The organism is Pseudoxanthomonas suwonensis, assembly GCF_000972865.1.
GTDB classification, from domain to species: Bacteria; Pseudomonadota; Gammaproteobacteria; order Xanthomonadales; family Xanthomonadaceae; genus Pseudoxanthomonas; species Pseudoxanthomonas suwonensis_B.
Genome location: NZ_CP011144.1, coordinates 2,488,771 through 2,515,072, shown reverse-complemented (window position 1 = coordinate 2,515,072; position 26,302 = coordinate 2,488,771). Strand labels below are relative to the sequence as shown.

General features: G+C 72.0%; 29 protein-coding genes. 11 read left to right on the top strand and 18 right to left on the bottom strand.

Features of this window, described 5'->3' with window-relative positions:
* Positions 1-37 precede the first annotated feature (37 nt).
* Together WQ53_RS10435 and WQ53_RS10430 are read left to right on the top strand one after the other, a co-directional pair.
* On the top strand, positions 38-895 hold the full coding sequence (locus tag WQ53_RS10435; RefSeq protein WP_052632108.1) for a transglutaminase-like domain-containing protein: 858 nt from the start codon (positions 38-40) through the stop codon (positions 893-895).
* Positions 896-1,069: 174 nt separating this feature from the next.
* A complete protein-coding gene (locus WQ53_RS10430) occupies positions 1,070-1,414 on the top strand; it encodes a hypothetical protein (RefSeq protein ID WP_052632107.1) in 345 nt (114 codons plus the stop codon).
* 184 nt (positions 1,415-1,598) lie between these two features.
* On the opposite strand, the gene WQ53_RS10425 is transcribed toward WQ53_RS10430, so the two are convergent.
* Positions 1,599-2,249 (bottom strand): DUF4136 domain-containing protein, encoded by a 651-nt coding sequence (locus WQ53_RS10425; RefSeq protein ID WP_052632106.1) that lies wholly within the window; start codon positions 2,247-2,249, stop codon positions 1,599-1,601.
* Positions 2,250-2,401: 152 nt separating this feature from the next.
* On the opposite strand from WQ53_RS10425, the gene WQ53_RS10420 reads away from it, so the two are divergent.
* Both WQ53_RS10420 and WQ53_RS16810 read left to right on the top strand, forming a co-directional pair.
* Positions 2,402-2,836 carry a VOC family protein gene (locus WQ53_RS10420; protein ID WP_052632105.1) on the top strand — a complete coding sequence of 145 codons (435 nt, stop codon included), beginning with the start codon at positions 2,402-2,404 and terminating at the stop codon, positions 2,834-2,836.
* Positions 2,837-2,966: 130 nt separating this feature from the next.
* Positions 2,967-3,575, top strand: a complete 609-nt coding sequence (locus WQ53_RS16810; protein WP_052632104.1) for a phasin family protein — start codon at positions 2,967-2,969, stop codon at positions 3,573-3,575.
* Between the two features lie 64 nt (positions 3,576-3,639).
* On the opposite strand, the gene WQ53_RS10410 is transcribed toward WQ53_RS16810, so the two are convergent.
* The 8 genes from WQ53_RS10410 to WQ53_RS10380 form a co-directional block, all read right to left on the bottom strand.
* Positions 3,640-4,026 (bottom strand): hypothetical protein, encoded by a 387-nt coding sequence (locus WQ53_RS10410; RefSeq protein WP_052632103.1) that lies wholly within the window; start codon positions 4,024-4,026, stop codon positions 3,640-3,642.
* Positions 4,027-4,334: 308 nt separating this feature from the next.
* Complete coding sequence (locus tag WQ53_RS10405) at positions 4,335-5,006, bottom strand: hypothetical protein (RefSeq protein ID WP_052632102.1); 672 nt, start codon at positions 5,004-5,006, stop codon at positions 4,335-4,337.
* A complete protein-coding gene (locus WQ53_RS10400; RefSeq protein ID WP_052632101.1) occupies positions 5,003-6,280 on the bottom strand; it encodes a glutamate carboxypeptidase in 1,278 nt (425 codons plus the stop codon). Before WQ53_RS10400 ends, WQ53_RS10405 begins: the two co-directional genes overlap by 4 nt.
* An 84-nt stretch (positions 6,281-6,364) precedes the next feature.
* Positions 6,365-6,502: a hypothetical protein gene (locus tag WQ53_RS17070; protein ID WP_158497838.1), complete on the bottom strand. Its 138-nt coding sequence runs from the start codon at positions 6,500-6,502 to the stop codon at positions 6,365-6,367.
* A gap of 21 nt (positions 6,503-6,523) precedes the next feature.
* The gene (locus WQ53_RS10395; protein ID WP_052632100.1) at positions 6,524-7,306 is read right to left on the bottom strand and encodes a YaiO family outer membrane beta-barrel protein; all 783 of its coding nucleotides are present in this window, start codon (positions 7,304-7,306) and stop codon (positions 6,524-6,526) included.
* Positions 7,307-7,321: 15 nt separating this feature from the next.
* The gene (locus WQ53_RS10390; RefSeq protein WP_052632099.1) at positions 7,322-7,918 is read right to left on the bottom strand and encodes an acetyltransferase; all 597 of its coding nucleotides are present in this window, start codon (positions 7,916-7,918) and stop codon (positions 7,322-7,324) included.
* Positions 7,905-9,044 (bottom strand): glycosyltransferase, encoded by a 1,140-nt coding sequence (locus WQ53_RS10385; RefSeq protein WP_052632098.1) that lies wholly within the window; start codon positions 9,042-9,044, stop codon positions 7,905-7,907. The genes WQ53_RS10390 and WQ53_RS10385 overlap by 14 nt, the downstream gene beginning before the upstream one ends.
* Complete coding sequence (locus tag WQ53_RS10380) at positions 9,045-9,662, bottom strand: PIG-L deacetylase family protein (protein WP_052632097.1); 618 nt, start codon at positions 9,660-9,662, stop codon at positions 9,045-9,047.
* A 292-nt stretch (positions 9,663-9,954) separates the two neighbouring features.
* On the opposite strand from WQ53_RS10380, the gene WQ53_RS10375 reads away from it, so the two are divergent.
* A complete protein-coding gene (locus tag WQ53_RS10375) occupies positions 9,955-10,335 on the top strand; it encodes an SHOCT domain-containing protein (protein ID WP_052632096.1) in 381 nt (126 codons plus the stop codon).
* Between the two features lie 258 nt (positions 10,336-10,593).
* On the opposite strand, the gene WQ53_RS10370 is transcribed toward WQ53_RS10375, so the two are convergent.
* Both WQ53_RS10370 and WQ53_RS10365 read right to left on the bottom strand, forming a co-directional pair.
* On the bottom strand, positions 10,594-11,037 hold the full coding sequence (locus WQ53_RS10370) for a YqaA family protein (RefSeq protein WP_052632095.1): 444 nt from the start codon (positions 11,035-11,037) through the stop codon (positions 10,594-10,596).
* A gap of 9 nt (positions 11,038-11,046) precedes the next feature.
* Positions 11,047-12,306 carry an FAD-dependent oxidoreductase gene (locus tag WQ53_RS10365; RefSeq protein WP_052632094.1) on the bottom strand — a complete coding sequence of 420 codons (1,260 nt, stop codon included), beginning with the start codon at positions 12,304-12,306 and terminating at the stop codon, positions 11,047-11,049.
* A gap of 319 nt (positions 12,307-12,625) precedes the next feature.
* Here WQ53_RS10365 and WQ53_RS10360 point away from each other — a divergent pair, with 319 nt between their 5' ends.
* Entirely contained in the window at positions 12,626-13,534 is a 909-nt protein-coding gene (locus tag WQ53_RS10360; RefSeq protein WP_052632093.1) for an SMP-30/gluconolactonase/LRE family protein, read from the top strand.
* Positions 13,535-13,559: 25 nt separating this feature from the next.
* Here the strand turns inward: WQ53_RS10360 and WQ53_RS10355 are convergent, their stop codons facing one another.
* Complete coding sequence (locus WQ53_RS10355; protein ID WP_052632092.1) at positions 13,560-13,838, bottom strand: hypothetical protein; 279 nt, start codon at positions 13,836-13,838, stop codon at positions 13,560-13,562.
* Positions 13,839-13,977: 139 nt separating this feature from the next.
* Here WQ53_RS10355 and WQ53_RS10350 point away from each other — a divergent pair, with 139 nt between their 5' ends.
* Positions 13,978-15,285 (top strand): APC family permease, encoded by a 1,308-nt coding sequence (locus tag WQ53_RS10350; RefSeq protein WP_052632091.1) that lies wholly within the window; start codon positions 13,978-13,980, stop codon positions 15,283-15,285.
* A gap of 265 nt (positions 15,286-15,550) precedes the next feature.
* Positions 15,551-16,390 (top strand): oxidoreductase, encoded by an 840-nt coding sequence (locus tag WQ53_RS10345; protein WP_052632090.1) that lies wholly within the window; start codon positions 15,551-15,553, stop codon positions 16,388-16,390.
* Between the two features lie 154 nt (positions 16,391-16,544).
* Here WQ53_RS10345 and WQ53_RS10340 read toward each other — a convergent pair whose 3' ends face one another.
* The 5 genes from WQ53_RS10340 to WQ53_RS10320 form a co-directional block, all read right to left on the bottom strand.
* Positions 16,545-17,237 (bottom strand): hypothetical protein, encoded by a 693-nt coding sequence (locus tag WQ53_RS10340; RefSeq protein WP_144409300.1) that lies wholly within the window; start codon positions 17,235-17,237, stop codon positions 16,545-16,547.
* A gap of 92 nt (positions 17,238-17,329) precedes the next feature.
* Complete coding sequence (locus WQ53_RS10335) at positions 17,330-17,581, bottom strand: hypothetical protein (protein ID WP_052632088.1); 252 nt, start codon at positions 17,579-17,581, stop codon at positions 17,330-17,332.
* Between the two features lie 170 nt (positions 17,582-17,751).
* On the bottom strand, positions 17,752-20,004 hold the full coding sequence (locus WQ53_RS10330; protein ID WP_428992288.1) for a heavy metal translocating P-type ATPase: 2,253 nt from the start codon (positions 20,002-20,004) through the stop codon (positions 17,752-17,754).
* Positions 20,005-20,126: 122 nt separating this feature from the next.
* Entirely contained in the window at positions 20,127-20,525 is a 399-nt protein-coding gene (locus tag WQ53_RS10325) for a heavy metal-responsive transcriptional regulator (protein WP_052632087.1), read from the bottom strand.
* Between the two features lie 284 nt (positions 20,526-20,809).
* A complete protein-coding gene (locus WQ53_RS10320; RefSeq protein WP_052634039.1) occupies positions 20,810-21,757 on the bottom strand; it encodes a DUF1684 domain-containing protein in 948 nt (315 codons plus the stop codon).
* A 390-nt stretch (positions 21,758-22,147) separates the two neighbouring features.
* Here WQ53_RS10320 and WQ53_RS10315 point away from each other — a divergent pair, with 390 nt between their 5' ends.
* From WQ53_RS10315 to WQ53_RS10305, 3 genes are all read left to right on the top strand, one after another.
* Positions 22,148-23,281, top strand: a complete 1,134-nt coding sequence (locus WQ53_RS10315) for a GGDEF domain-containing protein (protein ID WP_052632086.1) — start codon at positions 22,148-22,150, stop codon at positions 23,279-23,281.
* A gap of 25 nt (positions 23,282-23,306) precedes the next feature.
* On the top strand, positions 23,307-24,422 hold the full coding sequence (locus WQ53_RS10310; RefSeq protein ID WP_428992244.1) for a DNA topoisomerase IB: 1,116 nt from the start codon (positions 23,307-23,309) through the stop codon (positions 24,420-24,422).
* Positions 24,423-24,621: 199 nt separating this feature from the next.
* Positions 24,622-25,323, top strand: coding sequence for a transposase (locus WQ53_RS10305; RefSeq protein ID WP_052632085.1), 702 nt, complete (start codon positions 24,622-24,624; stop codon positions 25,321-25,323).
* A 165-nt stretch (positions 25,324-25,488) separates the two neighbouring features.
* Here the strand turns inward: WQ53_RS10305 and WQ53_RS10300 are convergent, their stop codons facing one another.
* Positions 25,489-26,199 carry a hypothetical protein gene (locus WQ53_RS10300; RefSeq protein WP_052632084.1) on the bottom strand — a complete coding sequence of 237 codons (711 nt, stop codon included), beginning with the start codon at positions 26,197-26,199 and terminating at the stop codon, positions 25,489-25,491.
* Positions 26,200-26,302: the final 103 nt, after the last annotated feature.

Sequence of the window (26,302 nt, the reverse complement as noted above, 5' to 3'; positions counted from 1 at the left end):
TTCACTGGCCATCCCCCCTCCGCTCCCGGGCACGCCGATGCTGATCCGCCTCGGTTTCGAGATCGCCTACCGCTTCGTCCAGCCCACGCCGATGATGGTGATGCTGGACGTTCATGGCTCGCGCAGCCACGACGTCGTCGCCTCGCTGCCCCTCGGCACCCTGCCGGCGGTGCCACTGCGCCAGTACCGCGACGGCTTCGGCAACACCTGCACCCGCCTGACCGCCCCGGCCGGCCTGCTGATGCTGACCGCCGACGCGATCGTGCGCGACAGCGGCCTGCCCGACCGGCAGCAGCCCGAGGCGATGCAGGTGCCGGTGGAGGCGCTGCCCGACGACACCCTGCTGTTCCTGCGCGGCAGCCGCTACTGCGAGACCGATGCGCTGATGCAGTACGCCTGGGACCGGTTCGGCCACGTCGAGGCTGGCTGGGCACGGGTGCAGGCGATCTGCGACCACGTGCACGGCGCGATCGCGTTCGGCTACGCCCACGCCGACGCCACCCGCGGCGCGCTGCGCGCGCTGGAGGAAGGCCGCGGCGTGTGCCGCGACTTCGCCCATGCCGCGATCGCGCTGTGCCGGTGCCTGAACATCCCGGCGCGCTACTGCACCGGCTACCTGGGCGACATCGGGGTGCCGCCGATGGACGCGCCGATGGACTTCTCGGCCTGGTTCGAGGTCTGGCTGGACGGCGACTGGTACGCGTTCGACGCGCGCCACAACGTCCCGCGCATCGGCCGGGTGCTGATCGCGCGCGGCCGCGACGCGGCGGACGTGGCGATCAGCAGCACCTTCGGCCCGAACACGCTCGAACACTTCCGCGTCTGGACCGACGAGACCGCGGATCCGGTCCTGTCCGGCGAACGCGAAGCCGTGCGCCTGGCGCTGGCCGGCTGAACCGCGGCTGCGCCGCGCGTCCGTTCCGCAAAGGCCTCACGCCCGCCACGGGCGCGTGGCACCGGTGTTTTCACGCGACCTGTGCGTTGCGTTCTCGCCACGGCAACGCGATGTATCGAACGATGGCGGCACGGATGCCTTGTGTGTCCCCGTTTCCACAACAGGAGCCCCCCCATGAACCGCAAGACCCTGCCCTGCCTGATCGCCCTGGCCGCCGCCAGCGCCTTCGCCGCGGGAAGCGCCACGGCCGGCGACGGCAACCTGTCCAGCACCGACAAGGTGCGGAAGATGGACACCGATGGCGACAGCCGCCTGTCGCTGGCCGAGTTCACCGCCGGCGGGCGCAAGACCGCTGACGACTTCGCCCGCTACGACATCAACGGCGACGGCTACATCACCGACGAGGAATTCGATGCCGGCAAGGAGCGCGGCATGACCCCGGGCGAGAAGAAGGACACCCGCGCCAAGGCGCGGCCGGTGCCGTCCACCAACCCGAAGTCGCCCGACCCGACGCCGTAGTAACGCCGGCCCATGCACGCCCGGCCAATGGCCGGGCGTGCATGGCTGCGGTTCAATTCGTCAGTTTGCCTTTTGCTCGTCATTCCCGCGTAGGCGGGAACCCAGCGCCTTGGCTGCACTGCCCGCCTGCATGGGGATGCCGGTAGCTATCAGGCCTTCGCAAAGGCGACGCGCCGCTTCGTCGTCAGGGACGATGTGCCGGCAGCTGCGACAAGGTGTTGCCGGCGATCGCATCCAGCCGCGCCTGCCCGGCATCGCCTGGGCTCACGGTGCCGGTGTTCAGCGCGCGCCAGACCACCTGGATCGAGCCAGGCTCGATCATCTCCACCAGCAGCCCGCCCTCGGTCCGCTCGCGGGTGTTGTAACGCACCACAGGCGTGCCGTCGTCGCTGCGCACCACCAGCTGCGAGCAGCGGCCGCCGGTGCACTGGATCGCCGCCATCGGCGTGGTGCCGCCCACGTCCTCCTGCACCGCGGTGACCTCGCGCACGTCGCGCACGCCCACCCGCCAGGCGACCAGGAAGTCGGCGCGGGCCAGCTCCACCGGGCGGTAGCCCTTGGCCTGCAGGGCGCTGTCCAGCGACTGCTGCAGGCGCGCGCGGAACTGCGCGTCCTGGACCCGCGCGTCCTGCTCCGGCGCGGTGACCGCCGGCATCGGCACGAACGCGTAGCCCTGTCCCGGCAGGGCCGACGCCGGCAGCACCACCGTCACCTTGCCGGCGGGCGTGCTGCGCGCGGCGGTGGGCGAGAACGAACAGCCGGCGGTGGCGGCGAGCAGGCCGCACAGCAGCAGCGGCCCGGCGATACCTGCGATGCGAAGACGGGGAGTGCTCAAGGGACGGCTCCTGCGGCTCGGACGGAACGGTGCGCACAGCATACCCGGCCCGCACCGGAGCGGCCGGGACCCCGCACGTCCCGGCGGACGCTCACGCGCGCTTTACCCGCCCGCGACACACTCACGGGCCCACTTCGACCGGAGAATCGCCGATGGAAACCATGGAACTGCACCGCGGCCGCCTGATCGACCACCTGCAGCTGGTGGTGCGCGACTTGGAAGCCAGCCGAGAGTTCTACGCCGCGGTATTCGACGTACTGGGAATCCCGCTGGCCGGCAGCGGCGAGGACTGGTTCTGGGCCGACGAGCTGTTCGTCTCCACCGCCGGCAGCGAAGCCGCCGCGGGCCAGCTCACCGGCCGCCACCACCTGGCCTTCCAGGCGCGCGACCGTGCGGCGGTCGACGCCTTCCACGCCGCCGCGCTGGCCCACGGCGGGCGCGACAACGGCGCCCCGGGCGAACGCCCCTACCACCCGGGCTACTACGCCGCGTTCGCGCTCGATCCGGACGGCAACAACATCGAGGCCGTGTACCACGGCCCGGCCGAACGCAGCGCCGCCTCGGTCCGGGTGACCTTCGACCAATGAACCGACCGGCGGCGTTGCCTGGCACTCCTGCAGCGGCTAGCGTGGCGGTGCGGCCGCGTGCCGGCGCGCAACCGTGCAAGCGCGCCCCGGTCCGCCGCCCATGCCTCCCTCCCCACATGAGGACGCACGCATGAAGGATCCCACCGCCCTTCCCCTGGCCCTGTACCAAGCCAACGTCAACCTGCAGGCGCGCCTGGCCGAGCTGGCCCAGGACAGCAGCCGGCACTGGCTGGAACTGGGCCAGCGCCTGGTCAACGACGGCATCGTCGAAGGCAGCGCCGAACTGCAGGAGATCCTGTACACGCAGGACTGGCAGAAGCTGGCGTCGGTGCCGGCCGACGCGTTCTGGCGCCAGCTGCAGCAGCGCTTCGGCGACCAGCAGGCGGCCGCGCAGATCGCGGTGGCCGCGCAGTCGGCCTTCACCCAGGGCCTGCAGGACGCGCTGCTGGAATGGCAGCGCGACACCTTCGCCGCGCTGGACGAGGCGGGGCTGCCGCTGCCGACGCTGGAGGCGGACTGGACCGCGCTGTTCGGCGGCTGGGAGGCGGCGCTGCAGCCGGCGGCCCCGACCCCCGCTGCGCCGGCGCAGCGACCGGCGAAGAAGGCCGCGCCGCGCAAGGCCGCCGCGAAGAAGGCCCCTGCGAAAAAGGCGGCAGGCAAGACCGCCGCCAGGCCCGCCAGGAAAGCGGCGAAGAAGGCCACGAAGAAAACCGCGAAGAAGGCCGGCAAGGCGCGCTGAGGTGGCTGCCGGCTTTCCCGGCGCCGCGCTGCGGCCGCGCGATGCCGGGCCGCGCGATCTCCGGTCAGCGGCTACGGCCCAGCGCCAGCCGCATCCCCAGCCACACCTGCAGCGGCAGGGTCAGCAGCAGCCCGGCGCTGAACCAGAGCGGGAAATCGGCGCCCATCCGCACCACCGCGGCAGTGTCCATCGCCAGCATCAGCAGCAAGAACGCCAGCGCATGGCCGCGCGGCGTGCACGGCGCCGAGCGCACCGCCACCCAGGCGCCGGCGATGCCGGACAGCACCACCCACAGCAGATCCCAGGCCAGGCGCGGCGAACCGCCCGCCGGCAGGACCAGCCACGCGGCCAGCCAGCTGCCGAGGAGATTGACCGCGAACACCGCGGCGAATGCCAGCAGCACGGCCAGCAGCGAGCGGAAGGCGGTCCAGGCGCGGCGTCGGAGGGTCATGGGCGGGAAGCATAAGCCGCGGCGATGTTGGCGCAGCCATCGACGAAAGGAAGCAAGCGGCTGGCGCCACCCTATCCGGGACCAGGCCCGCAGCGATTCGCCGGGCGCCAGCCCAGCCGAACGAGGTCGAATGCAAGCGCGACGCCGAGTCGCAGATGCCGCCTGCAACAGCCAGCACCGTCGTCCCGGCGCACGCCGGGACCCAGCGACTTGAATGCTTTGCCGCGACAGGTTGGCGTGGCGACAAAGGCACTGGGTCCCGGCTTTCGCCGGGACGACGGGCGAGGAGCCGACGGTCGGTCGCCGGCCTAGGACGCGCCGTCCGCCGTCCACGGCGGCAACGGCACGCCGCGCGCCCGCATCACCCCGCTGCGCACGCCTTCGTACAGCTCCGGCAGGGGCAGGCCGCGGCGGCAACGCAGGTGGCCGTCGACGACCGTGTAGTCGTCCGGCTCGAACCGCTGGCGCAGTTCCGCGCGATCGATCGTGGTACCGGCGTCGAGGTCGTCGCGATAGGCGATGGGCCGCGGCGCAGGCACCGGCGCGTCGCTGCGGCGGGCGAACGGTTGCCCGCACGAGGCCCATTGCCCGTCGCGGGTCGGGAACACGGCGATGCCCTGGTACTTGTGCAGCCAGGCGCCGTCCGGCCCCTGGCTCACGAACAGCAGCGCCTGCGGGAAACGGGCGAACGGCGGGAAGCCGTAGTGGTCGGCGACCAGGAACTCGACGACCTCGTCCGCCTGCCGGCCGGCCACCGGCTGCAGCACCCGGTAGCGCGCGCGCCACAGCGAATCCAGCATCAGGCACGCCAGTTCGCCGGACTGGCGGTTCTTCGCCGCGCACGGATCCGGCTCCGGCTCGATCGACAGCAGGCGACCGACGAAGGCGAAGGTCGGCGGCGGATCGTCTTCGGCCGCCATGGCGGCGAACGCCGCCAGCGACAGCAGCAGCGCCGCCAGCGGACCGCGCAGCGCCTTCACCGCGCCGGGTCCTGCGAGGCCTGCCGGCCCAGTTCGACCAGCATGCGTGCAGCCAGGTACAGGCGCGGCACGATCGAGTCGACCTCGATGTACTCGTCGCGCGCGTGGTAGCCCCAGCCGGCCAGGCCGAGGCTTTCCAGCACCGCGGCATGGTCCGGGCGTCCGGCAAAGCCGGCGTCGGTGCCGCCACTGGTTTCCGGGATCAGGAGCAGCGGCCGGCCGTCCAGTTCGGCGTAGATCGACTGCGCCAGCCGCGCCAGCGCCATGCCCTTGTCGCCGGCGACGTACATCGGCCGCGCGACCTCGAGCGTGACCGTGCTGCGCGTGTCCGGCACCAGTTGCCCGCGCGACACCGTGTCCTGCAATGCCGCCAGCAGCCGCTCCGGCGCATCGGCCTGCAGGAAGCGCACGTCGGCGCCGGCCTCGGCGTGGTCGGGGATCTGGTTGCGCACCGTGCCGGCGCTGGCGGTGGTCCAGTTCATCTGCGCGCCTGGCACCGTGGCGGCGACGTCGCGCGTGCGCACCAGCTGGTGCGACAGTTCCAGCAGCGCATTGCGGCCCTGCTCCGGCGCCGCACCGGCATGGGCGGCGCGACCTTCGACCCGCAGCCGGGCCTGCGCGGTGCCGGCGGCCTTCAGCAGCACGCCCTCGCTGCCGGCGACCGCCTTGGCCGCGGTGGGCTCGAACGAGAGGACCACGTCGGCGCGTTCGCCGAGTGCGGCGATGATCTCGCCCGACTCGGCCGAGCCGACCTCCTCGTCGGCGTTGAACAGCACCACCAGTTCGGCGTAGTCGTCCCAGCCGCGCGCCTTGAGCAGCTCCAGCGCATGCAGGATCACCGCGATGCCGCCCTTGGCGTCGGCGATGCCAGGCCCGTACAGCCGGTTGCCGTCGCGCCGGTACGGCTCGCTCTGCAGGATGCCGCGGCGATAGACCGTGTCCATGTGCGCGATCAGCCCGATCCGCGCCTTGCCGCGGCCCTGGAACGTGCCCTTGACCAGGCCCGGCGGCTTGCCGGTGGCGCCGGGCACCCGTTCGGTGCGCGCGCCCAGTGCCTGCAGCCGCACTTCCAGGTAGCGGGCCAGGGCGGCCAGGCCCTCGGCATCGTCCGAGCCGGACTCGATCGCCACCATGTCCTGCAGCGACTGGATGACCACCGGTTCCTGGGCGCGGGCGGCGGCCAGCAGCGCGACGTCGGCCGCGGCGGCCGGCGGGGCGAAGGCGATGGCCAGGCCGGCCAGCAGGCAGGTACGTACCAGTGTTGCGGCGTTCATGGGTCGAAAGCCTCCCTGCACAGGACATACGCAGTGGACCGGGCATGCGGTCCGCGGCCAGTTCAGCACTTTCCGTGGCGCCTGTCACCGCTCCATGCGGCGTGCACCGGCCACGCTGAAGGTGCGCCCGTCCAGCGCCTGCAGGAAGGTGTTGTCCAGCAGCACCTGGTCGCGCACCCGGGCCACGCTCATCGGGTCCAGGCGCGCTGCGGCTCGACCCATTCGCGGCCCGGTGGCCGCCTCTCACCATTTCCAGGCCAGGCCGAGCCCGACGGTGACGCCCTCGTAGTCGCCCACCGGTGTCTCGTACCACGCCTGCTCGACCAAGGCGTTGAGCGCGAGCCCGGGCGCAAGAGGCTGCACGCGACGCAGTGTCACGCTGCGGAAATCACCCGCCTGCACGATCGGCGACCAGTCGTATTCGCGGATCGAGGTTCCCTGTCCCAGCCACAGCTGGGTCGCGCCCTCGCCGCCGCGGTCGCGATAGCGCAGCATCAGCAGGTTGCCGTGGCTGGAGCCGCTGCCGGACAGGCGGTAGTGCGAGTATCGGTAGCGCAGCATCAGCCGCGGGAAGTAGTAGGCGCCGGCCAGGTACGCGATGCCGGCGTGGTTGTCGCCGTAGTACTCGGCATAGCGCGCGCCCAGGGTAAGGGTGGTGCGGGCCATCGGCTTGAAGGTGACGTCCTGGTCCACCGCCCGCCGCACGAACACCGGATCGTCGCTGGCCACCGCCACGCTGGTGCGGGTCGAGATCCCCGGGCTCCAGTCCCGGTAGAGCGTGCCCGACAGGGCGACGCCGTCGAAATCGTCGCCGTCGTCGTAGCTGCGTTCGGCGGCGGATGCCTGCACGACCGCGGTGTTGGCGCCGGACCGGTTGACGTACTCGACCGTGAACAGGTCGCGGGTTCCATAGCCGTTGCTGTAATCGGTGCGGCCGAAGCCGACACTCAGGCTGTCGTCGGCCGCGAATGCCTGCGCCGCAACGGTGGCGAGCAGCAGTGGAACCAGGCGTGGCATGGCGTTCATGCGGACTCCCGTCGGTCAGAAGCGTTCCAGTGCCTGCCGCAACCGGTAGCGTCCGGCGGGCAGGTTGCGTTCGATGGTGATGCGTGGCGCGAACAGCGATCCGGGCGCCACGACGCGGCCGGGCAGGACCACGACCTGGATGCCCAGCCGCGCGCGCGCGCCAACCAGGCACCCCAGCTTTTCCAGGCCGGTGTCGTGCTCGGCGCCGTCGATCCGCACCGCGACCGTCTTCCCGTCCAGGCGATGGTTGCTGGTGCGCACCATGGCGCCGAGGTAGACCTCGTCCTCCAGCCGGCTGTCGGCGACGAAGCACAACGGTCCGATGCACACGCCGCGACCGACGATGGCGTTCTTGATCTCGGTCGCATAGCCCACGCGCGTGCCCGGCCCGATCCACGCCGGGCCCCGGATCATGGCGTAGTTGCCGATCCGGCAGCCTGCGCCGATCACCACCGGACCGGCGATGCAGGCACCATGGCAGACCACCGCGCCGGCCTCCACCCGCACCGCACCTTCCAGCACAGCGCCCGGCGCGATCCGCACGCCCGCGTCCCGGTGCGGCTGCAACGACTGCAGGCGCTCGGCCTGCGCCTGGAGCTCAGTCCACCACATGCGCGTACCGCGTCGGCTTGTCGCGCGCCGGCTCGCGCCCGGTGACCAGGCCCTTCAGCCCGTGCACCACCCATATCGCGTACGCCAGCAGCACGTAGACCACCGCCAGCGAGGCCAGCGGCACCAGCACCGGGCGCCGGTGGTGCACGGCGCTGATCGTGCCCAGCCCGCTCACCGCCACCACCCACACCCAGGGGAAAAACGCCAGCGCCAGCCCCCGCAGCGGACCGTGTGCGGTGGCCAGCGAAGTCCAATGCAGCGCATAGACCGCCACCCCGACCAGCACCACCAGCAGCATCGGCATGATGCAGACCAGGCCGAAGCGGGTCGGCAGCAGGCGCCTGTGCAGGCGCATGCACACCGCGTAGCCGACGATCCAGCGCCGCCACCGCCGCCATTCCTCGCGCAGCGTGTTGCACTCCTGCGGATAGACGATGCAGCGGTTGGCCTGGCGCACCTTGCAACCGTGCGCGACCAGGGTCCAGGTCAGGTCCAGGTCCTCGACCCGGGTGCGGTCGGAGAAGCCGTGCCGGCGCAGCACATCGGTGCGGAACATGCCACAGGCACCGGACACGATGAACGGCGCGCCGCCGAACACCTGCTGGCAGGTGCGCCGGATCACGATCATCGGCAGCTTCACCGTGGCCCGGATGCAGGGCAGCAGGCCGGCGCCTTCCAGGTTGGAGGACGGCACCCCGCCTACCGCGTCAGCGCCGTCCTCGATCTCGGCCAGCAGGTAGCCCAGGCCCGCGCGATCGGGCGGCACCCGGGTGTCGGCATCGGTGAGGAACACCTGCGGGGCGGTGGCGTGCGCCAGCCCGGCCATCAGCGCCCCGCCCTTGCCGGTGTTGCGCTGGCTGACCACCAGCAGGCGCCCGCGCCACTGCGCGGCCATCCGTGCCAGCACCGCGGCCGTGCCGTCGGTGGAGCCGTCGTCCACGCAGATCACCCGCCGCACGTACGGGTTGCGCAGCAGGTCCAGCAGCGACCGCTCGATGCACGGCGCCTCGTTGTAGGCTGGCACGATCGCGTCGACCGAGCCGAACGCCAGGCTGGGACCTCGCCGCTGGCGCCCCAGCAGGGCCGCCAACGCGAGCAGGCACATGCCGAAGAAGAGCAGGTCCATCTACAGCACCATCCGGTACGGGATGAAGCCCTCGCACGGCCCCAGCCCGACCTGCTGGCCGCGGAACCGCGCGCTGCAGCGGATCTGCCCCGGATCCATGTAGCTGCGCTGGCGCTGGCTGGCATGGAAGCGCAGGGCGGCGATCTTGCGTTCGAGCAGGTCGTCCACCGGTTCGAACACCGACGGCACATAGTTCGGCCACGAGCTGGGCGTCTCGTAACCCAGCAGCTGCGGCACGCCGCGGCAGGCGACCATGCAGGCCTCGTAAACGGCGCGGTGGTCCTGGTGGCGATCGTCCTTGAACATCGTGTACACCCGGTCCGGCCGCAATTCCCGGCACTGCACCTCCAGCAGGCGCACCGCCTCGGCGATCGCGCCCGGCAGGCCGGTATCGGGCAATCGCGCCTGGTGCAGGTCGTCCACGCCCAGCGCACCGAGCGCGGCCCGGGTCTCGGTGCAACGGTCCTGCCCGGCGGCCGCACCGGCCACACCTTCGGTCAGGACCAGCGCACGTACGCGCACGCCGCCGCGCACGAGCTTGGCCAGGGTAGCTCCGCAGCCCAGCTCCAGGTCGTCCGGATGCGCGCCCACCGCCAGCACTGTCCTGACCTCTGCCATGCGTCGCCTGCCTGCGTGCCCCTGGAAGGTGCGGCGCCAATCCGGCGCCGCCGCGCCTGGCATCCGGCGAACGCCATCGCATGCCGGCGATGGTGCCGCCGGCCGATGCAGCGCCCCATCAGAATCCTCTGAAAAGCCGGGCCCGGGGCCAGCATGCGCCGGCACGCCGCAACCGCGCACAGGCGATGACTTGCCATGGGGCCGGTGCTAGTGTGGCCGGCGACACAACCTGTCCGGCACAGGGGGCACTGGCCGGGCGTCCGTTCCGTCGTCACTGCTTGGGGATACCGAAATGAGCAATTTCTGGGATACCGTCTGGCTGATCCTGATGACCTTCGTCCTGGTCGCCTACCTGCTCGTGCTGTTCCAGATCATCGTGGACCTGTTCCGCGACAAGAACCTGGGCGGCTTCGCCAAGGCGGTCTGGTTCATCGGCCTGATCTTCCTGCCGTTCCTCACCGCGCTGCTGTACATCATCGCCCGCGGCCGCGGCATGTCCGAGCGGCAGGTGGCGGCAGTGCACGAGGCGCGCGCGGAGACCGACGCCTACATCCGCAACATCGCCGGCGGCAAGTCGGCGGCCGAGCAGATCGCCGAAGCCAAGGCGCTGCTGGATGCGGGCACCATCAATGCCGAAGAGTTCGCCAAGCTGAAGGCCCGGGCGCTGGGCTGACGCCAGACCTCCGGCACGCTGTCCAACGGCCCGGTTCCGCCACGCGCGGACCGGGCCGTTGTTTTTTGTTTGGCGTTGCATGGGGGCTGGGCTTGCCTGCGATGCGACGTCGCCGGCACGGGCGACGCTCTCGTGGTCCCGACGCCCGTGTCGCCAGCAAGCTGTGCTCCTACAAATGCCGGCGTCGCGGCTGTTGTAGGAGCCGGGCTTGCCCGCGACCCGACGATGTCGCCACAGGCGACGCCCTCGTGAGCCGGCTCATGCGCCGACGTAGCGCAGCGTGACCCAGGCCAGCACCACGTAACGGCCGGTCTTGGCCACGGCCACCAGCGGCAGGAACACCCGCAGCGGCTCGCGCATCACCCCGGCGACCAGGGTCAGCGGATCGCCGACCACCGGCATCCAGCTCAGCAGCAGCGACCAGCGGCCCCAGCGCCGGTAGCGCGCCTGCGCCCGCGCCATCGCCGCCGGCGACACCGGGAACCAGCGCCGGTCCTGGAAGCGCAGCAGTTCCCGCCCCAGCCACCAGTTCACCGTCGAGCCGAGCACGTTGCCGACGCTGGCCACCAGCACCAGCAGCCACGGCGGATAGTCGGCCAGCAGCAGCGCCACCAGCGCGGCCTCCGACTGCATCGGCAGCAACGTGGCGGCGAGGAACGCGGCCAGGAACAGGCCGCCGTACACCGCGAGCGTGGCGAGCATGCGCGGCCGTCAGTCCGCGGTGGCCACGCAACCGGCAACCACGGCGGGCTGCTCCAGCGCATCGATGAAACCCGGATCCAGCGGCAAGGCGCCGAACACACCGCGGCGGGTGCCGGTGAGCACGCGCAGCATCTGCCCGCGCCCGCCGGGCAGCCGGCCCAGCGGCAGGAACGCCGCATCGCGCAGTTTCGCAGCGGTGTCGCGCTCGGACTGGAACAGCGGGGTCAGCCAGCGGCTCCACAACTGGTAGATCCACACGTGGGCGCGGCGCTCGCGCTGGTAGGCGGCCAGCGCGGCGTCGAGCGGCCCGATGCCGCGCAACGCCTGCGCCAGTGCTGCCGCGTCCATCAGCGCCATGTTCACGCCCTGCCCCAGCTGCGGGCTCATTGCATGCGCCGCGTCGCCAACCAGCACCGTGCGCCCGCGATGCCAGCCACGCACGATCGTGTCGCGGTAGCGCGCCCGCGCCAGCTGCGCCGGATCGGCGATGCCGGCGAACACGCCGGCGGCCTCCGGCCACAGCTGTTTCAATTCATCCAGCCACGCGGCCAGGTCCTGCGCCTGCCAGGCGTCGAAGGCATCGGTACGCAGGCTCCAGAAGAAGCTCAGCCGGCGGACCGGGTCGCCGGGGCAGCTCCCGACCGGCAGTAGCCCGACCATCCGCCGTGCGGCGACGTAGCGCTGGCGCAGTTCGGCGACCCACGGCCAGTCGCCGGCCGGCAGCAGGCACCACAGCGCGCCCCAGGGATAGGGCCGGTCGAGGCGCGGCGCGGCCACCTCTCCGCGCAGGCGCGAGGTCGCGCCGTCGGCCACGACCACCAGGTCGAACGGACCGTGTCCGCCGCCCTGCGCGTCGCGCAGCAGGCCGCGGGCGTGGTCCACCGCGACGATCTCCACGCCGGCACGCAGGGCCTGCCCACGCGCCGGCCAGGCCGCGTCCAGGATCGAGAACAGCGCGCCGCGCTGCAGGCCCACGCCGTACAGGCGCGGCTCCAGGCCCGCGTAGCGCATGTCCATCACCGCGCGCCCGCACGGCGTGTCCCCGAACAGCCGGTCCACGCGCGCGCCGTGGCGCAGCACCGGCTCGAGCAGTCCCATCCGCCACAGCACCTGCAGGCCGCTGGGCTGAAGCAGGAAGCCTGCGCCCACCGGCCCGGGCCGCGGCACGCGCTCGAACACGGTCACGTCGTGGCCGTCGCGCGACAGCAGCACGGCCCCGGCCTGGCCGGCGCTGCCATAGCCGACGATGGCGATGCGCAGGGATTTCACCGTGGCACGCCCTCCGTCGCGGCCGGCCGCGCGCGGTGACCGAAGCGCTGCCGGATCGACCTGCTTCCGTTGGCGGCGCAATCCACGCCGATGATCCGCATCCGCCCACCCGCTGCATCCGGCATCACGCCGTGTCCGGCCACATCGTACGGGCGCCTGGCGAAATATGCTCCCTCTCTCCCATCGCCATGCGATGGGGGAGAGGGTTGGAGTGAGGGGGCTCTTTTGCAACCGACGCACGCCCCGATGGGGCATGGCATCGTGCGGCGGCCGTTGCGACTATCCTGCGCCCTGGCACCCTCCTCGGTGGAGAGACACCATGCACCCGACCACATGCCGCACCGCTTCGCTGCTCCTGCCGCTGCTGATCGCGCTCGCCGGCATGGTCCCGGCCCATGCCGCGCAACCGGTGCCCGAACTGGCCTGGAGCGTCGGCGGCTTCGCCACTCCCGAGTCGGTGGTGTACGACCGCGATCGCGACCAGTTCTACGTCTCCAACATGGCCACCCGCGGCGAGGGCGCCACCCCGGGCGACGGTTTCATCAGCCGCCTCGACGGCCACGGCAACATCGCCGAGCTGAAGTGGGTCACCGGCCTGCAGAATCCCAAGGGCCTGGCGCTGGCCAACGGCCGCCTGTACGCGGGCGACGACGACGCGCTGGTGGAAATCGACCTGGACGCCGCGGCGATCGTCGCCCGCCACGCGCCCGAGGACGGCGGCCCCGGCCAGTTCAACGACGCCACCGCCGATGCGGACGGCAATGTCTACGTCTTCAGCCGCCGCCTGGACACCGTGTACCGCCTGTCCGGCGGCACGTTCGCGCCGTGGGTCAAGGTCGACACCCACGTCACCGGCAAGTTCAACGGCCTGCGCGCCGACGGCGACCGCCTGCTGCTGGGCAGCTGGCAGGTGCCCGGCCCGGACGGCGAGCAGCTCGGCCATCTCACCACCATCGACCTGGCCGACGGCAGCGTCGGCCGCATCGGCAGCATGCCGATCGGCCACATCGACGGGATCGAGCCGGACGGCCGCGGCGGCTGGACGGTGACCGACTGGACCCACGGCGCGTTGCTGCACGTCGACGCCGACGGCACGCCCACGCGCCTGCTCACCCTGGTCAAGGGCTCGGCCGACCACGTCTACTTGCCGGACCGGCAGCTGCTGCTGATCCCGTTCCTGCTCGACGACGTGCTGCGCGCCTACCGCTGGGCGCCTGCGGCCGACTGAGCCGGGTAACGCCGGCCGGGTCGCGTCAGCGCGGTGCGCGCGGCCGGCGCAGTCCCAGCAGCGCCAGCGCGGTGGCCAGCAGCAGCAACGGGTAGACCAGCAGCAGGCCGCCACCGATGTCGGCCTCCGGCGCGAGCCACTGCACGCCGGCCTGCCACAGGCCATAGCCGATCCACAGCACCGAGGCGAGCAGCAGCGGCCAGCGCCGCCGCCGATGCCAGGCCCAGGCGAACAGCAGGCCGATGATCACCGCGGCGACCGCGACGAAGCCGAACAGGGCGATGGACAGGACGGTGGGCGCCATGCGCGCGGCGGCTCGCAACGGGAAACCGGGCCGAGGGTAGCAATTCCGGAAGACGCGCCGGCCGCGCGACGGGCCGGAGCGGTTACCCTGCCCCGACCTCCCCGCCCGGGTGCGCCAGCCGATCCATGCAAGGACGACGATGAGCCACCCTGCCCCGAGCCCGCATTCGCCGCAGGGCCTGCTGCGCGCCGTCGGCCGCTGGCAGATCCTGGGACTGTCGATCAACAGCGTGGTCGGCAGCGGCGTGTACCTGCTGCCGGCGGCGGCGTTCGCGCTGCTCGGCCCCTTCAGCGTCTGGGGCGTGCTGCTGGCCGGGGTGACCGTGGGCCTGCTGGTGCTGTGCTACGCCAAGGCCGGCAGCTACTTCGACGTGCAGGGCGGCAGCGCGCTGTACGCGCGCGAGGCGTTCGGCCCGTTCGCCGGGTTCCAGGTCGGCTGGACGATCTGGCTCACCCGGATCGCCACTGCCGCCACGCTGGCCAACGGCCTGGCCGCGGCGGTGGCGCGCTTCTGGCCGCAGGCTGGCGACGGCGGCGGGCGCATCGCGGTGATCGCCGGTTCGCTGCTGCTGCTGGCCGGGATCAACATCGCCGGCGTGCGCGGCGCAGCGAACCTGTCGATGGTGCTGGTGTTCGGCAAGCTGCTGCCGCTGCTGCTGTTCGTGTGCATCGGCCTGTTCCACGTCGACTGGGGACTGGCCTTCGGCGGGCCGGTGCCCGGCGCGCTGGACTGGCGGCAGGCGGGCCAGGCCGCGTTGCTGCTGCTGTTCGCCTACGCCGGCTTCGAGAACCTGTCGGTGGCCGCCGGCGAGTACCACAACCCGCGGCGCAACGTGCCGTTCGCGCTGGTGGCGATGATCGTGCTGGTCACCGTGCTGTATGCATCCGTGCAGCTGGTGGCGCAGGGCACGCTGCCCGGCCTGGCCGCGTCGAGTACGCCACTGGCCGACGCGGCGGCGATGTTCGGCGGCGAGGGGCTGGCGTTGCTGCTGACCGTCGGCGCGGCGTTGTCGATCCTGGGCACCAGCAACGCGACCATGCTGCTGGGCCCGCGCTTCCTGCACACCCTGGCCGCCGACGGCTACGGCCCGCGCCTGCTGGCGCACGTGCACCCGCGCTGGCACACGCCGGCGGTGGCGATCGCGTTCCAGTGCGCGCTGGCCCTGGCGCTGGCGTTGAGCGGCTCGTTCGTGCAGCTGGCGCTGCTGTCGATGGTCACCCGCCTGCTGGCCTACATCACCACCGCCGCCAGCGTGCTGGTGCTGCACCGCCGCTACGGCGACCCGCCCGGTTCGTGGCGGCTGCCGGGCGGGCCGCTGGTGCCGGTCGCCGCGCTGGCGCTGTCGCTGGCGATGCTGCTGAGCGCCAGCGCCGCGCACCTGGTCGCGGTGGCGATCGCGATGGGGGTGGGCAGCCTGTTCTACCGCTTCCCGCGGCGCGTGCGCTGACTGTCGCCGCCGGCCGGTGGCGACTGCCCATGCGGTCCGCCGGATTCCGGCCCGCGGGCACCTGCGCCCAGGCCTCAGGCGCCATCCCGGCCGACGGCGACAGCGACGCTCACCGATCCCCGTCGTCCCGGCAAAAGCCGGGACCCGTTGACTTCCGCACGCCCCCGGCCAGCGTCGCCAAGGCCAGGTCGCACACGGAAATTGAACACCGCCGGGATGGACCTGTGCCTACCATCGCCGACCTTCCGCCACGGGACAGCGCGCCATGACCACCCGCACCTGGTTCATCACCGGCGCCAGCCGCGGCATCGGCCTGGAAACCGCGCGCGCGGCACTGGCCGCCGGACACCAGGTAGTGGCGACCGGACGCCGCCGCGGCGACGTCATCGCCGCGCTGGGCGAGAGCGAGGCGTTGCTCGCGCTGGAGCTGGACGTGACCGTGCCGGCGCAGATCGCCGCCGCGGTGGACGCCGCGCGCGAACGCTTCGGGCGCATCGACGTGCTGGTCAACAACGCCGGCTACGGCCACCTTGGCCTGTTCGAGCAGACCACCGACGCCGATGTGCGCGCGCAGTTCGAGACCAACGTGTTCGGCCTGTTCAACGTCACCCGCGCGGTGCTGCCGCTGATGCGCGCGCAGCGCGGCGGCCACGTGATCAACCTGTCCTCGGTCGCCGGCATCGCCGGCTTCGCCATGGCCGGCATCTACTGCGCCAGCAAGTTCGCGGTGGAAGGGTTCTCGCTGTCGCTGGCCGAGGAAGTGCGGCAGTTCGGCATCTGCGTGACCATCGTCGGGCCGGGCTTCATCCGCACCGATTTCCTGGATCCGTCCTCGTTCAGGCTGCCCGACATCGCGGTCCCGGACTACGCCGACATGGACGCACAGCTGCGCAACACCTACCTGCCCTACAACCACCTGCAGCCCGGCGACCCGGTGCGGCTGGCGCAGGCGCTGCTGCAGCTGGCCGACCGCGCCGACCCGCCGCTGCGCTTTTCCGCCGGCAGCGACGCGCTGGAGATGGTCGGCGCGCGCCTGGCCCAGCTGGGCGCGGAACTGGACGCCGAACGCGCCCTGTCCGCGTCGGTGGACGGACAGTGGGCCTGATCGACTCCGGTTTTGTCCGTCACCCCCGCGCAGGCGGGAAGCGCTCCACAGCAGCCCCAGGCCGATCGTGGAACGGCGCCGGGTCCAGCGAATCGAACAGCTGGGCGAGCGAATCGAGCCGGATCTCGATCGAGGCCATGGCGATCACCCGCCTCTATTTCTTGTCGCAGCGCAGCAGCTTGGGCGTACTGTACAGGCGGATGTTGAGCGGCTCGTGCGACCGCGCGGCCTTGCCCAGCGCCGTGGCCACGGTCGCCGCGGCCGCCGCTTCATTCCTGCAGCCCTCCTGCGGAAGGCGCACCGAGTACGCGTCCTCGAACACTGCCGCGCGCGCACCGTCCGCGTCCTGGCGCAGAAAGCGGATGGTCACCTCGATCTTCTTCTCGACCTCCTCGGTGGCGCGCGTGCCGACCACGATGGGCGCGCCGCCGACGTCGTCGCAGGTCACCGACCCGTCCGGCCGGACCTTGCAGTGGGTGCCGGTCGCGCGGGTGCTGTAGACCTTCTCGGTGCCCTCGACCACCGCGCTGTCGCTGGCCACGCCCACCTCGGCGACGTAGTTGGCCGCCGCCGCCTCGCCGCGGCTGGCGGCCAGCGATGCACCCGGGAACACCGTCTGCAGTCCCTCGGCATAGGCCGCCGCCACCGTGCGGCCGAGCGCGTCCGGGGTGCCGTCGGCCACCACCACCGCCACCGTCGGCGCCGCGCCGGCCAGCCGCGCGAATTCATCGTCGCCGGCGGTGGCGCGCTCGTACTCCACGACCGCTCCGCCGCGGCCGGATTGCAGGTCGCGCAACGGATTGCTCGCGTGCACCGGCGACGCCAGCAGCAGCACGGCTCCCACCATCCATGCCCGTCCCATAGCCCCTCCGTCGAAGCCCGCGCGGGGATCCGCCGCCATCCGAAGGCAGAACGCGGCCGGGTTCCTCGCGCCGCGCGTCAGTGCCCGCGCACCTTGAACGCCAGCCACGCCGCCAGCGCCACCGGCGCCACGAAGATCAGCAGCTGGATCGGCAGCTCCTGCACCAGCGTGTAGCCGTGCGACAGGCCGGTACGCAGGTTCCACAGCACCACCGCCAGCCATGCGACCGCGAATCCGCCGGCCACCAGCGGCCGGCTGGCCGGCCTGGCCAGCCACATCGACACGCCCGCCAGCAGCAGGCCGACCACGATTAAGACCAAGGTGCGCATGCCACGACTCCCCTTGCTTGCCCGACCGCCCGCCGACGAACGCCGGCAGACGGAACGCTACTACAGGTGCCGGGGCTGCGCGTATTCCGATTCAGCATTCGGCATCCGGCTGGCCTTCATAGCGGGCGCACGGATACGGGACCCCGGCGAGAACGCCGGCGACCAGCCGCTCACCGGCGCCGCGACAGCCGCAGTGCATTGGTCACCACCGACACCGAGCTCAGGCTCATCGCCAGCGCCGCGATCATCGGGCTCAGCAGCAGGCCGAACGCCGGGTACAGCACGCCGGCCGCGACCGGCACGCCCAGCGCGTTGTAGAGGAAGGCGAAGCCCAGGTTCTGCTTCATGTTGGCGATGGTCTGCGTGGACAGCGCGCGCGCGGCCACGATCCGCCCCAGGTCGCCCTTGACCAGGGTCACCTGCGCGCTGGACATGGCCACGTCGGTGCCGGTGCCCATGGCGATGCCGATGTCGGCCGCGGCCAGCGCCGGCGCGTCGTTGATGCCGTCGCCGACCATCGCCACCCGGCGTCCCTCGCGGTGCAGTTCTTCCACCAGCGCGACCTTGCCGGCGGGCGTGGCCGCGCCATGGATCTCGTCGATGCCCAGTGCTGCGCCCACCGAGCGCGCGGTGGCCTCGGCGTCGCCGGTGGCCATGACGATGCGCAGGCCTTCCGCGCGCAGCGCGTGCAGCGCCGCCGGCGTGGTCGCCTTGACCGGGTCGGCCAGGGCGATGGCGCCTTCGAGCCGGCCGTCGGCGACCAGGTACATCGCCGTGGCGCCTTCGCCGCGCAGCGCGGCCGCGGCCTCGCGCACCGGCGCGATGTCCACGCCGAGCGAAGCCATCAGCGCTTCGTTGCCCAGCGCCAGCGAACGGTTTCCGACCCGACCGCGCACGCCCTGCCCGGTGACCGACTCGAAGCCGCTCGCCGCCGGCACCGCCAGTGCGCGGCGCGCCGCCTCTGCCAGGATCGCGGCGGCCAGCGGATGCTCGCTGCCCTGCTCCAATGACGCGGCGTCGGCGAGGATCGCGTCCTCGCCGGCACCGGAAGCGACGAGCACGGCGCGGAACGCCGGCCGGCCTTCGGTCAGCGTGCCGGTCTTGTCGACCACAAGGGTGTCGATCCGCGCCAGCTGCTCGATCGCCGCCGCGTCCTTGAACAGCACGCCTTCCTGCGCGGCGCGCCCGGTGGCGACCATGATCGACATCGGCGTGGCCAGCCCCAGCGCGCACGGGCAGGCGATGATCAGCACCGACACCGCGTTGACCACGGCGAAGACCCAGGACGGCGACGGCCCGAACAGCCCCCACACCAGGAATGTCAGCAGCGCCACCGCCAGCACCGCCAGCACGAACCAGTACGACACCTTGTCGGCCATGCGCTGCATCGGCGCCCTGGAACGCTGCGCCTGCGCGACCAGCTGCACGATCTGCGCCAGCACCGTGGCCGAGCCGACCTGGTCGGCGCGCACCACCAGGCCGCCTGTGCCGTTGAGGGTGGCGCCGATCACGCGCGCGCCGGCGCCCTTCTCCACCGGGATCGGCTCGCCGGTGAGCATGGACTCGTCGACGGCCGAATGGCCCTCGAGCACGGTGCCGTCCACCGGCACCTTCTCGCCCGGGCGCACGCGCAGGCGGTCGCCCACGTGCACGTGCGCCAGCGGCACGTCGGCCTCGCTGCCGTCGTCGGCGATGCGGCGCGCGGTCTTCGGCGCCAGGCCCAGCAGCGCGCGGATCGCCGCCGAGGTGCGCGAGCGCGCGCGCAGTTCCAGCAGCTGGCCGAGCAGGGTCAGCGACACGATCACCGCGGCGGCCTCGAAGTACACGCCGATACGCCCGTGCTCGCGGAACGAATCCGGGAACAGCCCCGGCGCCAGCGTCGCCGCCACGCTGTAGAGGTAGGCCGCGGCCACGCCGATGCCGATCAGCGTCCACATGTTCGGGCTGCGGTGGCGGATCGACTGCACGCAGCGCTGGAAGAACGGCCATGCGCCCCACAGCACCACCGGCGTGGCCAGCGCCAGCTCCAGCCAGGTGCGGACGTCGGCCGGCAGCGCGTGGAAGCGGTGGCCGAACATCGCCAGCACGAACACCGCCAGGGTCAGCGGCAGGGTCCAGGCGAAGCGGCGGGTGAAGTCGCGCAGTTCCGGGTTGTCGTCCTCCTCCAGGCTGGGCATCTCCGGCTCCAGCGCCATGCCGCACAGCGGACAGGTGCCCGGGCCGGGCTGGCGGATCTGCGGGTGCATCGGGCAGGTGTAGATCGTTCCCGCCGGCGCCGGTTCGGCCGGCGCCGCGCCCTGCGGCTGCAGGTAGTGTTGCGGATCGTGTTCGAACTTCGTGCGGCAGCGAGTGGAGCAGAAGTGGTACGTGCGCCCCTCGTGCGCGGCCTCGCCGCCGGGGGCGGCGGCCGGGTCCACGACCATGCCGCAGACCGGATCGTGCACCGTGGTCGCGCCGGATCCGCCGTCGCCGCGCCAGGCGCCGCCATGACCGGTGCCCGGGTGGCGGTGTGGCCCGTGGTCGTGCGATCCGTGGCCGTGCGCGCTCATGCCGCCTTCTCCGCCAGCGCGCGCAGGATCGGGCAGCCCTCGACACTGCCATGTCCCGGGCACGCATCCACCAGCGAGCGCAACGCGTCGCGGATGCGCGCCAGCTCGGCGATGCGCGCGTCGACATCGGCCAGCCGCGCGGCGGCCGTGGCCTTCATCCCGGCCATGTCGTTGTCGCCGCGGCTGGACAGCGAGAGCAGCTCGCCGATGTCCTCCAGGGTGAACCCCAGCGCCCTGGCCTGGCGCACGAAGCGCAGGCGGCGCAGGTCGGCCTCGGCGTACTCGCGGTAGCCCGACGCCAGCCGCCGGGCCGGCGGCAGCAGCCCCTGCCGCTCGTAGTAGCGCACGGTATCGATGTTGACGCCCGCCTTGCGGGCCAACTCGCCGATCTTCATGGGACGCACTCCTGCCGGAACGCCCCCAGCTTGAACCCCGGACCCAGGTCCAGAGTCAAGCCCAGCCCCCAAAATGGGGTCAGGTTCATTTTCCCCGAATGGGGTCAGGTTCATTTCCTGCACGCCACAGAGCAGCCTGATCCATCCGATCGAACGCGGGCAACGGCAGGTAGAAGCGCTCTGCAGCGGTCGATGGAGATCCGGTCGTGGGGCCGACCACCGCGGCCGGGAAAATGAACCTGACCCCATTTGAGCGGCGGCTGCGCTGGGCGGCGCGATGCCGCTCAGTGGGCCAGCGGGTAGGTCTTCTCGCCCGCGGCGATCCGCAGGTCCAGGCGATTCTCCGGCGGCGCGGTCGGGCAGACGACGTGGCCGTTGAGCGCGCACGGCGGGTTCTGCGCGCGGTTGAAGTCCAGCACCACCCGGCCGTCCTGCGCCGGCGCCGTGTACAGGAAGCGGCCGCCGCCGTAGGTCTCCTTGCCGCTGGTGCGGTCTGCGAGGATGAAGAACAGCTGGTCGCCTTCCTTCTCCTGCACCGGCAGCAGCGTGTGGCGACGGCCGTGGAGCTCGAACTCGGCCTGCCCGGTGACCCGCGCCTGCTCCAGTGTGCCGTTGCTGGTGACCAGCTGGATCGTGCGCGGCTGCGGGTAGGCCTGCCACTGCGCCTCGATCCGCCAGGCCGGATCGACCGGAAAATGCGGCACCCCGGCGAACGCCTGCAGCGCCGGCGATTCGGGATCGCGGAAGCGCCAGCCGTGCACGTCGCCGGTCCTGACCACGTAGAAGCGCTGCCGGCCGGCATGCAGGCTGGTCGGCCCGCCTTCGTCCAACTGGGTCAGCAGCGGCCCGCCGGCGAATGGCTGGCCGTCGGCGACCAGGCCGGCATCCGCCGCCGCCTCGAATGACAGCGCGCCGTCGGCGCCCACGCGCAGCACGCCCCAGTTCGCCGGCCCGCCGGGCACGACGATGGCGTTGTCCGGCGCGCTGCCGACACGGTGCGCGCCGGGCGCAACCTGCCCGGACCCGGTGAAGCTGAGCCAGCCGTCGGGCCGGCGCAGTCGTTCCTCGCGCTCGCGGCGCCACTGCTCGACCGAGGCCAGGTAGTCGCCATCGGCGGGCGCATGGGCCGCGGCCGCGGCGGGATCCTCGGCGGGCGGGGCAGGCGGTGGCGAACAGGCGGCCAGCGCGAGCGCAACGGCGGCGGCGAGGGGCAGCAGGATTCCGGGATTCATGGAGACCGACAGCGGAACGTGGGCCGTCACCATACCCGCGATCGCCGCGGCGATGCTTCGACGCGCTCATGCCCTTCCTGCATGAGCTGATCGCTCCGCCGGCGCATCCGCTGGTGCAAGTGGGCCACCGGCGTGGCCTTCGATTCCGAGGTTGGTAGCGGTGGCAGCAACAGGACCTGCCTCTGGCTGCAGATGCACTCGACCTGGTATGGCTGCGTGCGCACCGTCAGGTAGCGAATCTGGCATCGCCAATACCTGCCAGAAGAGGTCGCGCAGGCACTCGCGCAGCGAGCATCGACCACCCGGGCAGACCGGCAAGCCGGCACCCGCAGGCTGGGCTAGACTGGCGCCGTCGCCCTGGGCGGCACCGGTGCGCTGAGCGGGGAGGCGATGCTGCACTTCCAGACGATCGTGGTGTTCACCTCGATGCTGATGGCGGCGGCATCGCTGGTGTTCGCATTCATGGCGCACCTGTACCCGGAACGGCCGGGACTGCGCTACTGGCTGGCCGGCTGCCTGCTGCTGGCCACCGGCTATGCGCTGCGGCTGATCGGCACCATGGATGCCGCCGGCGCCCTGTTCTGGTGGGCCGGCCTGTGCTTCCTCGGCGGCAACCTCGCCATCTGGCTGGGCATCCTCGAGTTCTGCCGGCTGCGGCATCGCGTCCCCGGCCGCTGGATCGCAGCCGCGTTCCTGCTCGCCTGGGTGCTGGCGGCGGCGCTGCCGCACGCGGGGCAGGTCGCGGCGAACCAGGGGCTGGCGGCGCTCGCCTGCGGCTTCGCCGGCCTCGCCCTGCTGCGCGCGCAGGTACTGGAAGAGCGGCTGCTGCGCTGGTCGGTGGCCGGGGTCTACCTGGTGTCGGGCGCGGTGCTGATGGCGCGGGCGCTGTTCATCGGCTTCGACGTCGGACGCATGCCGGAATGGCGGGTCGACGACATGAGCGCCCTCGGCGCGCCGCTGTCGGCGGCGCTGCTTATGCTGCGCTGCATCGCCCTGCTGGTGCTGCTGCACGCCGACCGGGAGAAGGTGCTGCGCGGACTGGCGAGGACCGACGTGCTGACCGGCCTGCTCAATCGCCAGGGGTTCTTCGAGCAGGCCAACCGGCTGCTGGAAAGGCATGCCGGCCAGCGATCCAGCAGCGTGCTGATGCTCGACCTCGACCGCTTCAAGCAGGTCAACGACCGCCATGGCCATGCCGCTGGCGACGCGGTGTTGCGCCACTTCGCCGCGCTGCTGCGCGAGCAGTTGCGGCCCGACGACAGCATCGGCCGGATCGGGGGCGAGGAGTTCGCGGCGCTGCTGCTCGGCGTGTCGCCGCAGCAGGCCGAGGAAATCGCCGAGCGCCTGCGCCGCGCCTGGTCCGCGCAGCCGGTGCCGTTCGGCGACGTGCAGTTGCACTGCGGCGTGAGCGTCGGTGTCGACAGCGGCGACGGCAGCCTGGAGTCGCGCCTGGCCGCGGCCGACCAGGCGCTGTACCGGGCCAAGCAGGGCGGCCGCAACCAGGTGGTCGCCAGCGTCGCCTGAAGCCGGCGCACGGCCATCTTTTTTCATGGGCCACTCACGCGGCACTGGTAGCGTGCGGCGCATGGCCGCTTCCCGAGATGCGCAGCGCGTCCGCCGCCGACAGATCCAGGGCGTGGCCGGCGACGATGCCGGCCTGCGCTACATCGACGACGCCAGCGCCGGCATCCGCCGGCTGCGCTGCGGGCGCGGCTTCCGCTACGTCGATCCGGACGGGCATGCGGTGCGGGACGCGCAGACGCTGGCGCGGATCCGCGCGCTGGCAATCCCGCCGGCCTACCGCGAGGTGTGGATCTGCGCCTCGCCGCACGGCCACATCCAGGCCATCGGCCGCGACGCGCGCGGCCGCAGGCAGTACCGCTACCACCCGGCGTGGCGTCCGCTGCGCGACGCGCACAAGTTCGACCGGCTGGTCGGCTTCGGCAAGGCGCTGCCGCGGCTGCGCCGGCGCCTGCGCCACGACCTGGCCCTGCCCGGCCTGCCGCGCGAGAAGGCGGTGGCCACCACGGTGGCGATCCTGGCAACCACGCTGCTCCGGGTCGGCAATCCCGAGTACGCGCGCGACAACGGCTCCTACGGCCTGACCACGCTGCGCAACCGACACGCCACCTTCCGCGGCGGCACGCTGCGCCTGCAGTTCCAGGGCAAGGGCGGCCGCCTGCACGAGGTGGACGTGGAGGACCGCCGGCTGGCGCGGCTGGTGCGGGCGATGCACGAACTGCCGGGGCAGCGCCTGTTCCAGTACCGCGACGGCGACGGCGGGCTGCAGCCGATCGATTCGGCCGACGTCAATGCCTACCTGCGCGAGGCGATGGCCGGCGACTTCAGCGCCAAGGACTTCCGCACCTGGGGCGCCACCACCGCCGCATTCCGGCTGCTGGCCGACATCGCCGTTCCCGACCCGGCCGGCGAACGCGAACTGGCCGGGATCCGCAACGCCGTCATCGACGAGGTCGCCGCGATGCTCGGCAACACCGCCGCGATCTGCCGCAAGTCGTACGTGGACCCACGTGTGTTCGAGGGCTGGCAGGACGGCCGCCTGCACCGCGCGGCCGCCGGCGCGCGCGGCCCGCGGCAATGGGAGCAGGCCGCGCTGCGCTTCCTCGGGCGCACCCATCGCACGACGCGGCGCACGCAGGCCTGACCCGCCTCGACCGCAGCCAAAATGGGGTCAGGTTCATTTTCCGGGGGACTGGCACGACCCCGGTTGATCGACCACCGCAACTGGCCCGCCCGAAATGGGGTCAGGTTCATTTCCTACGGATCGACGCGACTTTTGCCGATCGATGGCGGCGACGCGCGGGCACAGACTTGGCCATCCCAAGGATGGAATGTGAATGTGCATGGCCCGCCTGCCCCGACCCGATGTCCCTGGCATCCCGCTGCACATCGTGCAACGCGGCAACGACCGGCAACCCTGCTTCGCCGACATCGCCGACTACCAGCGCTTCCTGCACGAACTGGGCGAGGCAGCCCTGCGCCACCACTGCCAGCTGCATGCCTATGTGCTGATGACCAACCACGTGCACCTGCTGGCGACACCGCTGGAGCCCGGTGGCGCATCGCGGATGATGCAGGCCATCGGTCGTCGCTACGTGGCGACCTTCAACACCCGCCACCACCGCACCGGCACGCTGTGGGAAGGGCGGTTCAAGTCTGCCCTGGTCGACAGCGAACGTTATGTGCTGGCGTGCTACCGCTACATCGAACTCAACCCGGTACGCGCCGGCATTACGTCGGCGCCTGGCGCCTATGCCTGGTCCAGCCACGCCTGCAATGCCTATGGCATACGTGAGCCACGGATCACGCCTCACCCTGCCTATCTCGCCCTGGGCAGCAGCGATGGCGACCGGCAAGGGGCGTACCGGGACCTGCTGGCGCAGGGCCTGCCGTCCGAGGAAGCAGAGGCGCTGCGTCTGCACACCCGCCAGCAGAAGGCTTGGGGCAGCGAGCGCTTTCGCCGCCAGATGGAAACATCCGTACTGCGCTCGATGGAATCCCGACCACGCGGGCGACCGGCATCAATTCCGGGGAAATGTACCTGACCCCTTTTAGGGCTGACGCCTTTTGGGGCCGTCCGTTACTCGCCTGCCGGCAACCCCGGAAGCCAATCCCTCCGCGGCAAGAAAATGAACCTGACCCCTTTTCAGGGAAGGAATTGCACCTGCGGCAAGAAAATGAACCTGACCCCTTTTTGGCCTTCGGCCGCTTCAGCCACCCAGTTCGGGATCCAGCAGCAGCAGCGCGGCGGCGGCCGCGGCGAAGTACACGCGCTGGTCGTCGTCGAGCGAACCGTCCAGGTGCACGCGGCCCCGGTTGAGTACGTCGACCACGGCGAGCGTGGTATCGCCGTCGGTGATGGCGTAGCCGGTCGGTTCCATCGCGGCGATCGGCGAGCCCTCGTAGGCATTCAAGCCGTGCACGGCGTACTCGCGGCCCCATGGCGCCTGCAGCCGGCCCCGCATGCGGGCGCCCTGGCGCGCGACTTCCAGCAATTGCACGTCGTAGTCGTCGACCTGCAGTCCGCAGGCCAGCAGCGGCCCGGCCATCGGGGTCAGGTCGACCGTGGCGCGTCGCGACTCGCGGCCAGTGCCGGCCGTCCACGCGCGCGAGCGGCACTGCACTTCCACCGGCGGCAGCCCGCGGGCCACCATCGTGTAGGCGTACGGCTTGGAGCTGCGGTCGACGTCGACCGCAGCCAGCGGCAGGCCCCATGAGAACGTCGAGCCCTCCCGCATTTCCAGCGCACTGTACGGCCCGAACCGGACCGGTTCGTTGAACCGGCGCGGCGAGTGGCCGCTCACCTCGTAAGCCACCGCGTCGGCGGCGAAACCTTCCGGCATGCGCACCTGCGCGGTGGTGCAGGCCGACAGCGGGATGACGAGCAGCAGGGGAACCACGGCAACAAGGGTCATGCGCATGAGGACACCCGGCATGGGGATTCGGGCTCAGGCTAGGCGCAGCGCCCGCGCGTCCCACCCTGCCATTGGTTGGGCATGGGCCATGCGTTCAGCCGGCGTTCCC

Excerpts from the sequence above, each read along its gene's own strand:
- WQ53_RS10435 (WP_052632108.1), top strand. The coding sequence starts at position 38 with ATGCTGATCCGCCTCGGTTTCGAGATCGCCTACCGCTTCGTCCAGCCC.
- WQ53_RS10430 (WP_052632107.1), top strand. The coding sequence starts at position 1,070 with ATGAACCGCAAGACCCTGCCCTGCCTGATCGCCCTGGCCGCCGCCAGC.
- WQ53_RS10420 (WP_052632105.1), top strand. The coding sequence starts at position 2,402 with ATGGAAACCATGGAACTGCACCGCGGCCGCCTGATCGACCACCTGCAG.
- WQ53_RS16810 (WP_052632104.1), top strand. The coding sequence starts at position 2,967 with ATGAAGGATCCCACCGCCCTTCCCCTGGCCCTGTACCAAGCCAACGTC.
- WQ53_RS10410 (WP_052632103.1), bottom strand. The coding sequence starts at position 4,026 with ATGACCCTCCGACGCCGCGCCTGGACCGCCTTCCGCTCGCTGCTGGCC.
- WQ53_RS10400 (WP_052632101.1), bottom strand. The coding sequence starts at position 6,280 with ATGAACGCCGCAACACTGGTACGTACCTGCCTGCTGGCCGGCCTGGCC.
- WQ53_RS17070 (WP_158497838.1), bottom strand. The coding sequence starts at position 6,502 with ATGGGTCGAGCCGCAGCGCGCCTGGACCCGATGAGCGTGGCCCGGGTG.
- WQ53_RS10395 (WP_052632100.1), bottom strand. The coding sequence starts at position 7,306 with ATGAACGCCATGCCACGCCTGGTTCCACTGCTGCTCGCCACCGTTGCG.
- WQ53_RS10390 (WP_052632099.1), bottom strand. The coding sequence starts at position 7,918 with ATGTGGTGGACTGAGCTCCAGGCGCAGGCCGAGCGCCTGCAGTCGTTG.
- WQ53_RS10385 (WP_052632098.1), bottom strand. The coding sequence starts at position 9,044 with ATGGACCTGCTCTTCTTCGGCATGTGCCTGCTCGCGTTGGCGGCCCTG.
- WQ53_RS10380 (WP_052632097.1), bottom strand. The coding sequence starts at position 9,662 with ATGGCAGAGGTCAGGACAGTGCTGGCGGTGGGCGCGCATCCGGACGAC.
- WQ53_RS10375 (WP_052632096.1), top strand. The coding sequence starts at position 9,955 with ATGAGCAATTTCTGGGATACCGTCTGGCTGATCCTGATGACCTTCGTC.
- WQ53_RS10370 (WP_052632095.1), bottom strand. The coding sequence starts at position 11,037 with ATGCTCGCCACGCTCGCGGTGTACGGCGGCCTGTTCCTGGCCGCGTTC.
- WQ53_RS10360 (WP_052632093.1), top strand. The coding sequence starts at position 12,626 with ATGCACCCGACCACATGCCGCACCGCTTCGCTGCTCCTGCCGCTGCTG.
- WQ53_RS10355 (WP_052632092.1), bottom strand. The coding sequence starts at position 13,838 with ATGGCGCCCACCGTCCTGTCCATCGCCCTGTTCGGCTTCGTCGCGGTC.
- WQ53_RS10350 (WP_052632091.1), top strand. The coding sequence starts at position 13,978 with ATGAGCCACCCTGCCCCGAGCCCGCATTCGCCGCAGGGCCTGCTGCGC.
- WQ53_RS10345 (WP_052632090.1), top strand. The coding sequence starts at position 15,551 with ATGACCACCCGCACCTGGTTCATCACCGGCGCCAGCCGCGGCATCGGC.
- WQ53_RS10340 (WP_144409300.1), bottom strand. The coding sequence starts at position 17,237 with ATGGTGGGAGCCGTGCTGCTGCTGGCGTCGCCGGTGCACGCGAGCAAT.
- WQ53_RS10335 (WP_052632088.1), bottom strand. The coding sequence starts at position 17,581 with ATGCGCACCTTGGTCTTAATCGTGGTCGGCCTGCTGCTGGCGGGCGTG.
- WQ53_RS10330 (WP_428992288.1), bottom strand. The coding sequence starts at position 20,004 with ATGGTCGTGGACCCGGCCGCCGCCCCCGGCGGCGAGGCCGCGCACGAG.
- WQ53_RS10325 (WP_052632087.1), bottom strand. The coding sequence starts at position 20,525 with ATGAAGATCGGCGAGTTGGCCCGCAAGGCGGGCGTCAACATCGATACC.
- WQ53_RS10320 (WP_052634039.1), bottom strand. The coding sequence starts at position 21,757 with ATGAATCCCGGAATCCTGCTGCCCCTCGCCGCCGCCGTTGCGCTCGCG.
- WQ53_RS10315 (WP_052632086.1), top strand. The coding sequence starts at position 22,148 with ATGCTGCACTTCCAGACGATCGTGGTGTTCACCTCGATGCTGATGGCG.
- WQ53_RS10310 (WP_428992244.1), top strand. The coding sequence starts at position 23,307 with ATGGGCCACTCACGCGGCACTGGTAGCGTGCGGCGCATGGCCGCTTCC.
- WQ53_RS10305 (WP_052632085.1), top strand. The coding sequence starts at position 24,622 with ATGGCCCGCCTGCCCCGACCCGATGTCCCTGGCATCCCGCTGCACATC.
- WQ53_RS10300 (WP_052632084.1), bottom strand. The coding sequence starts at position 26,199 with ATGCGCATGACCCTTGTTGCCGTGGTTCCCCTGCTGCTCGTCATCCCG.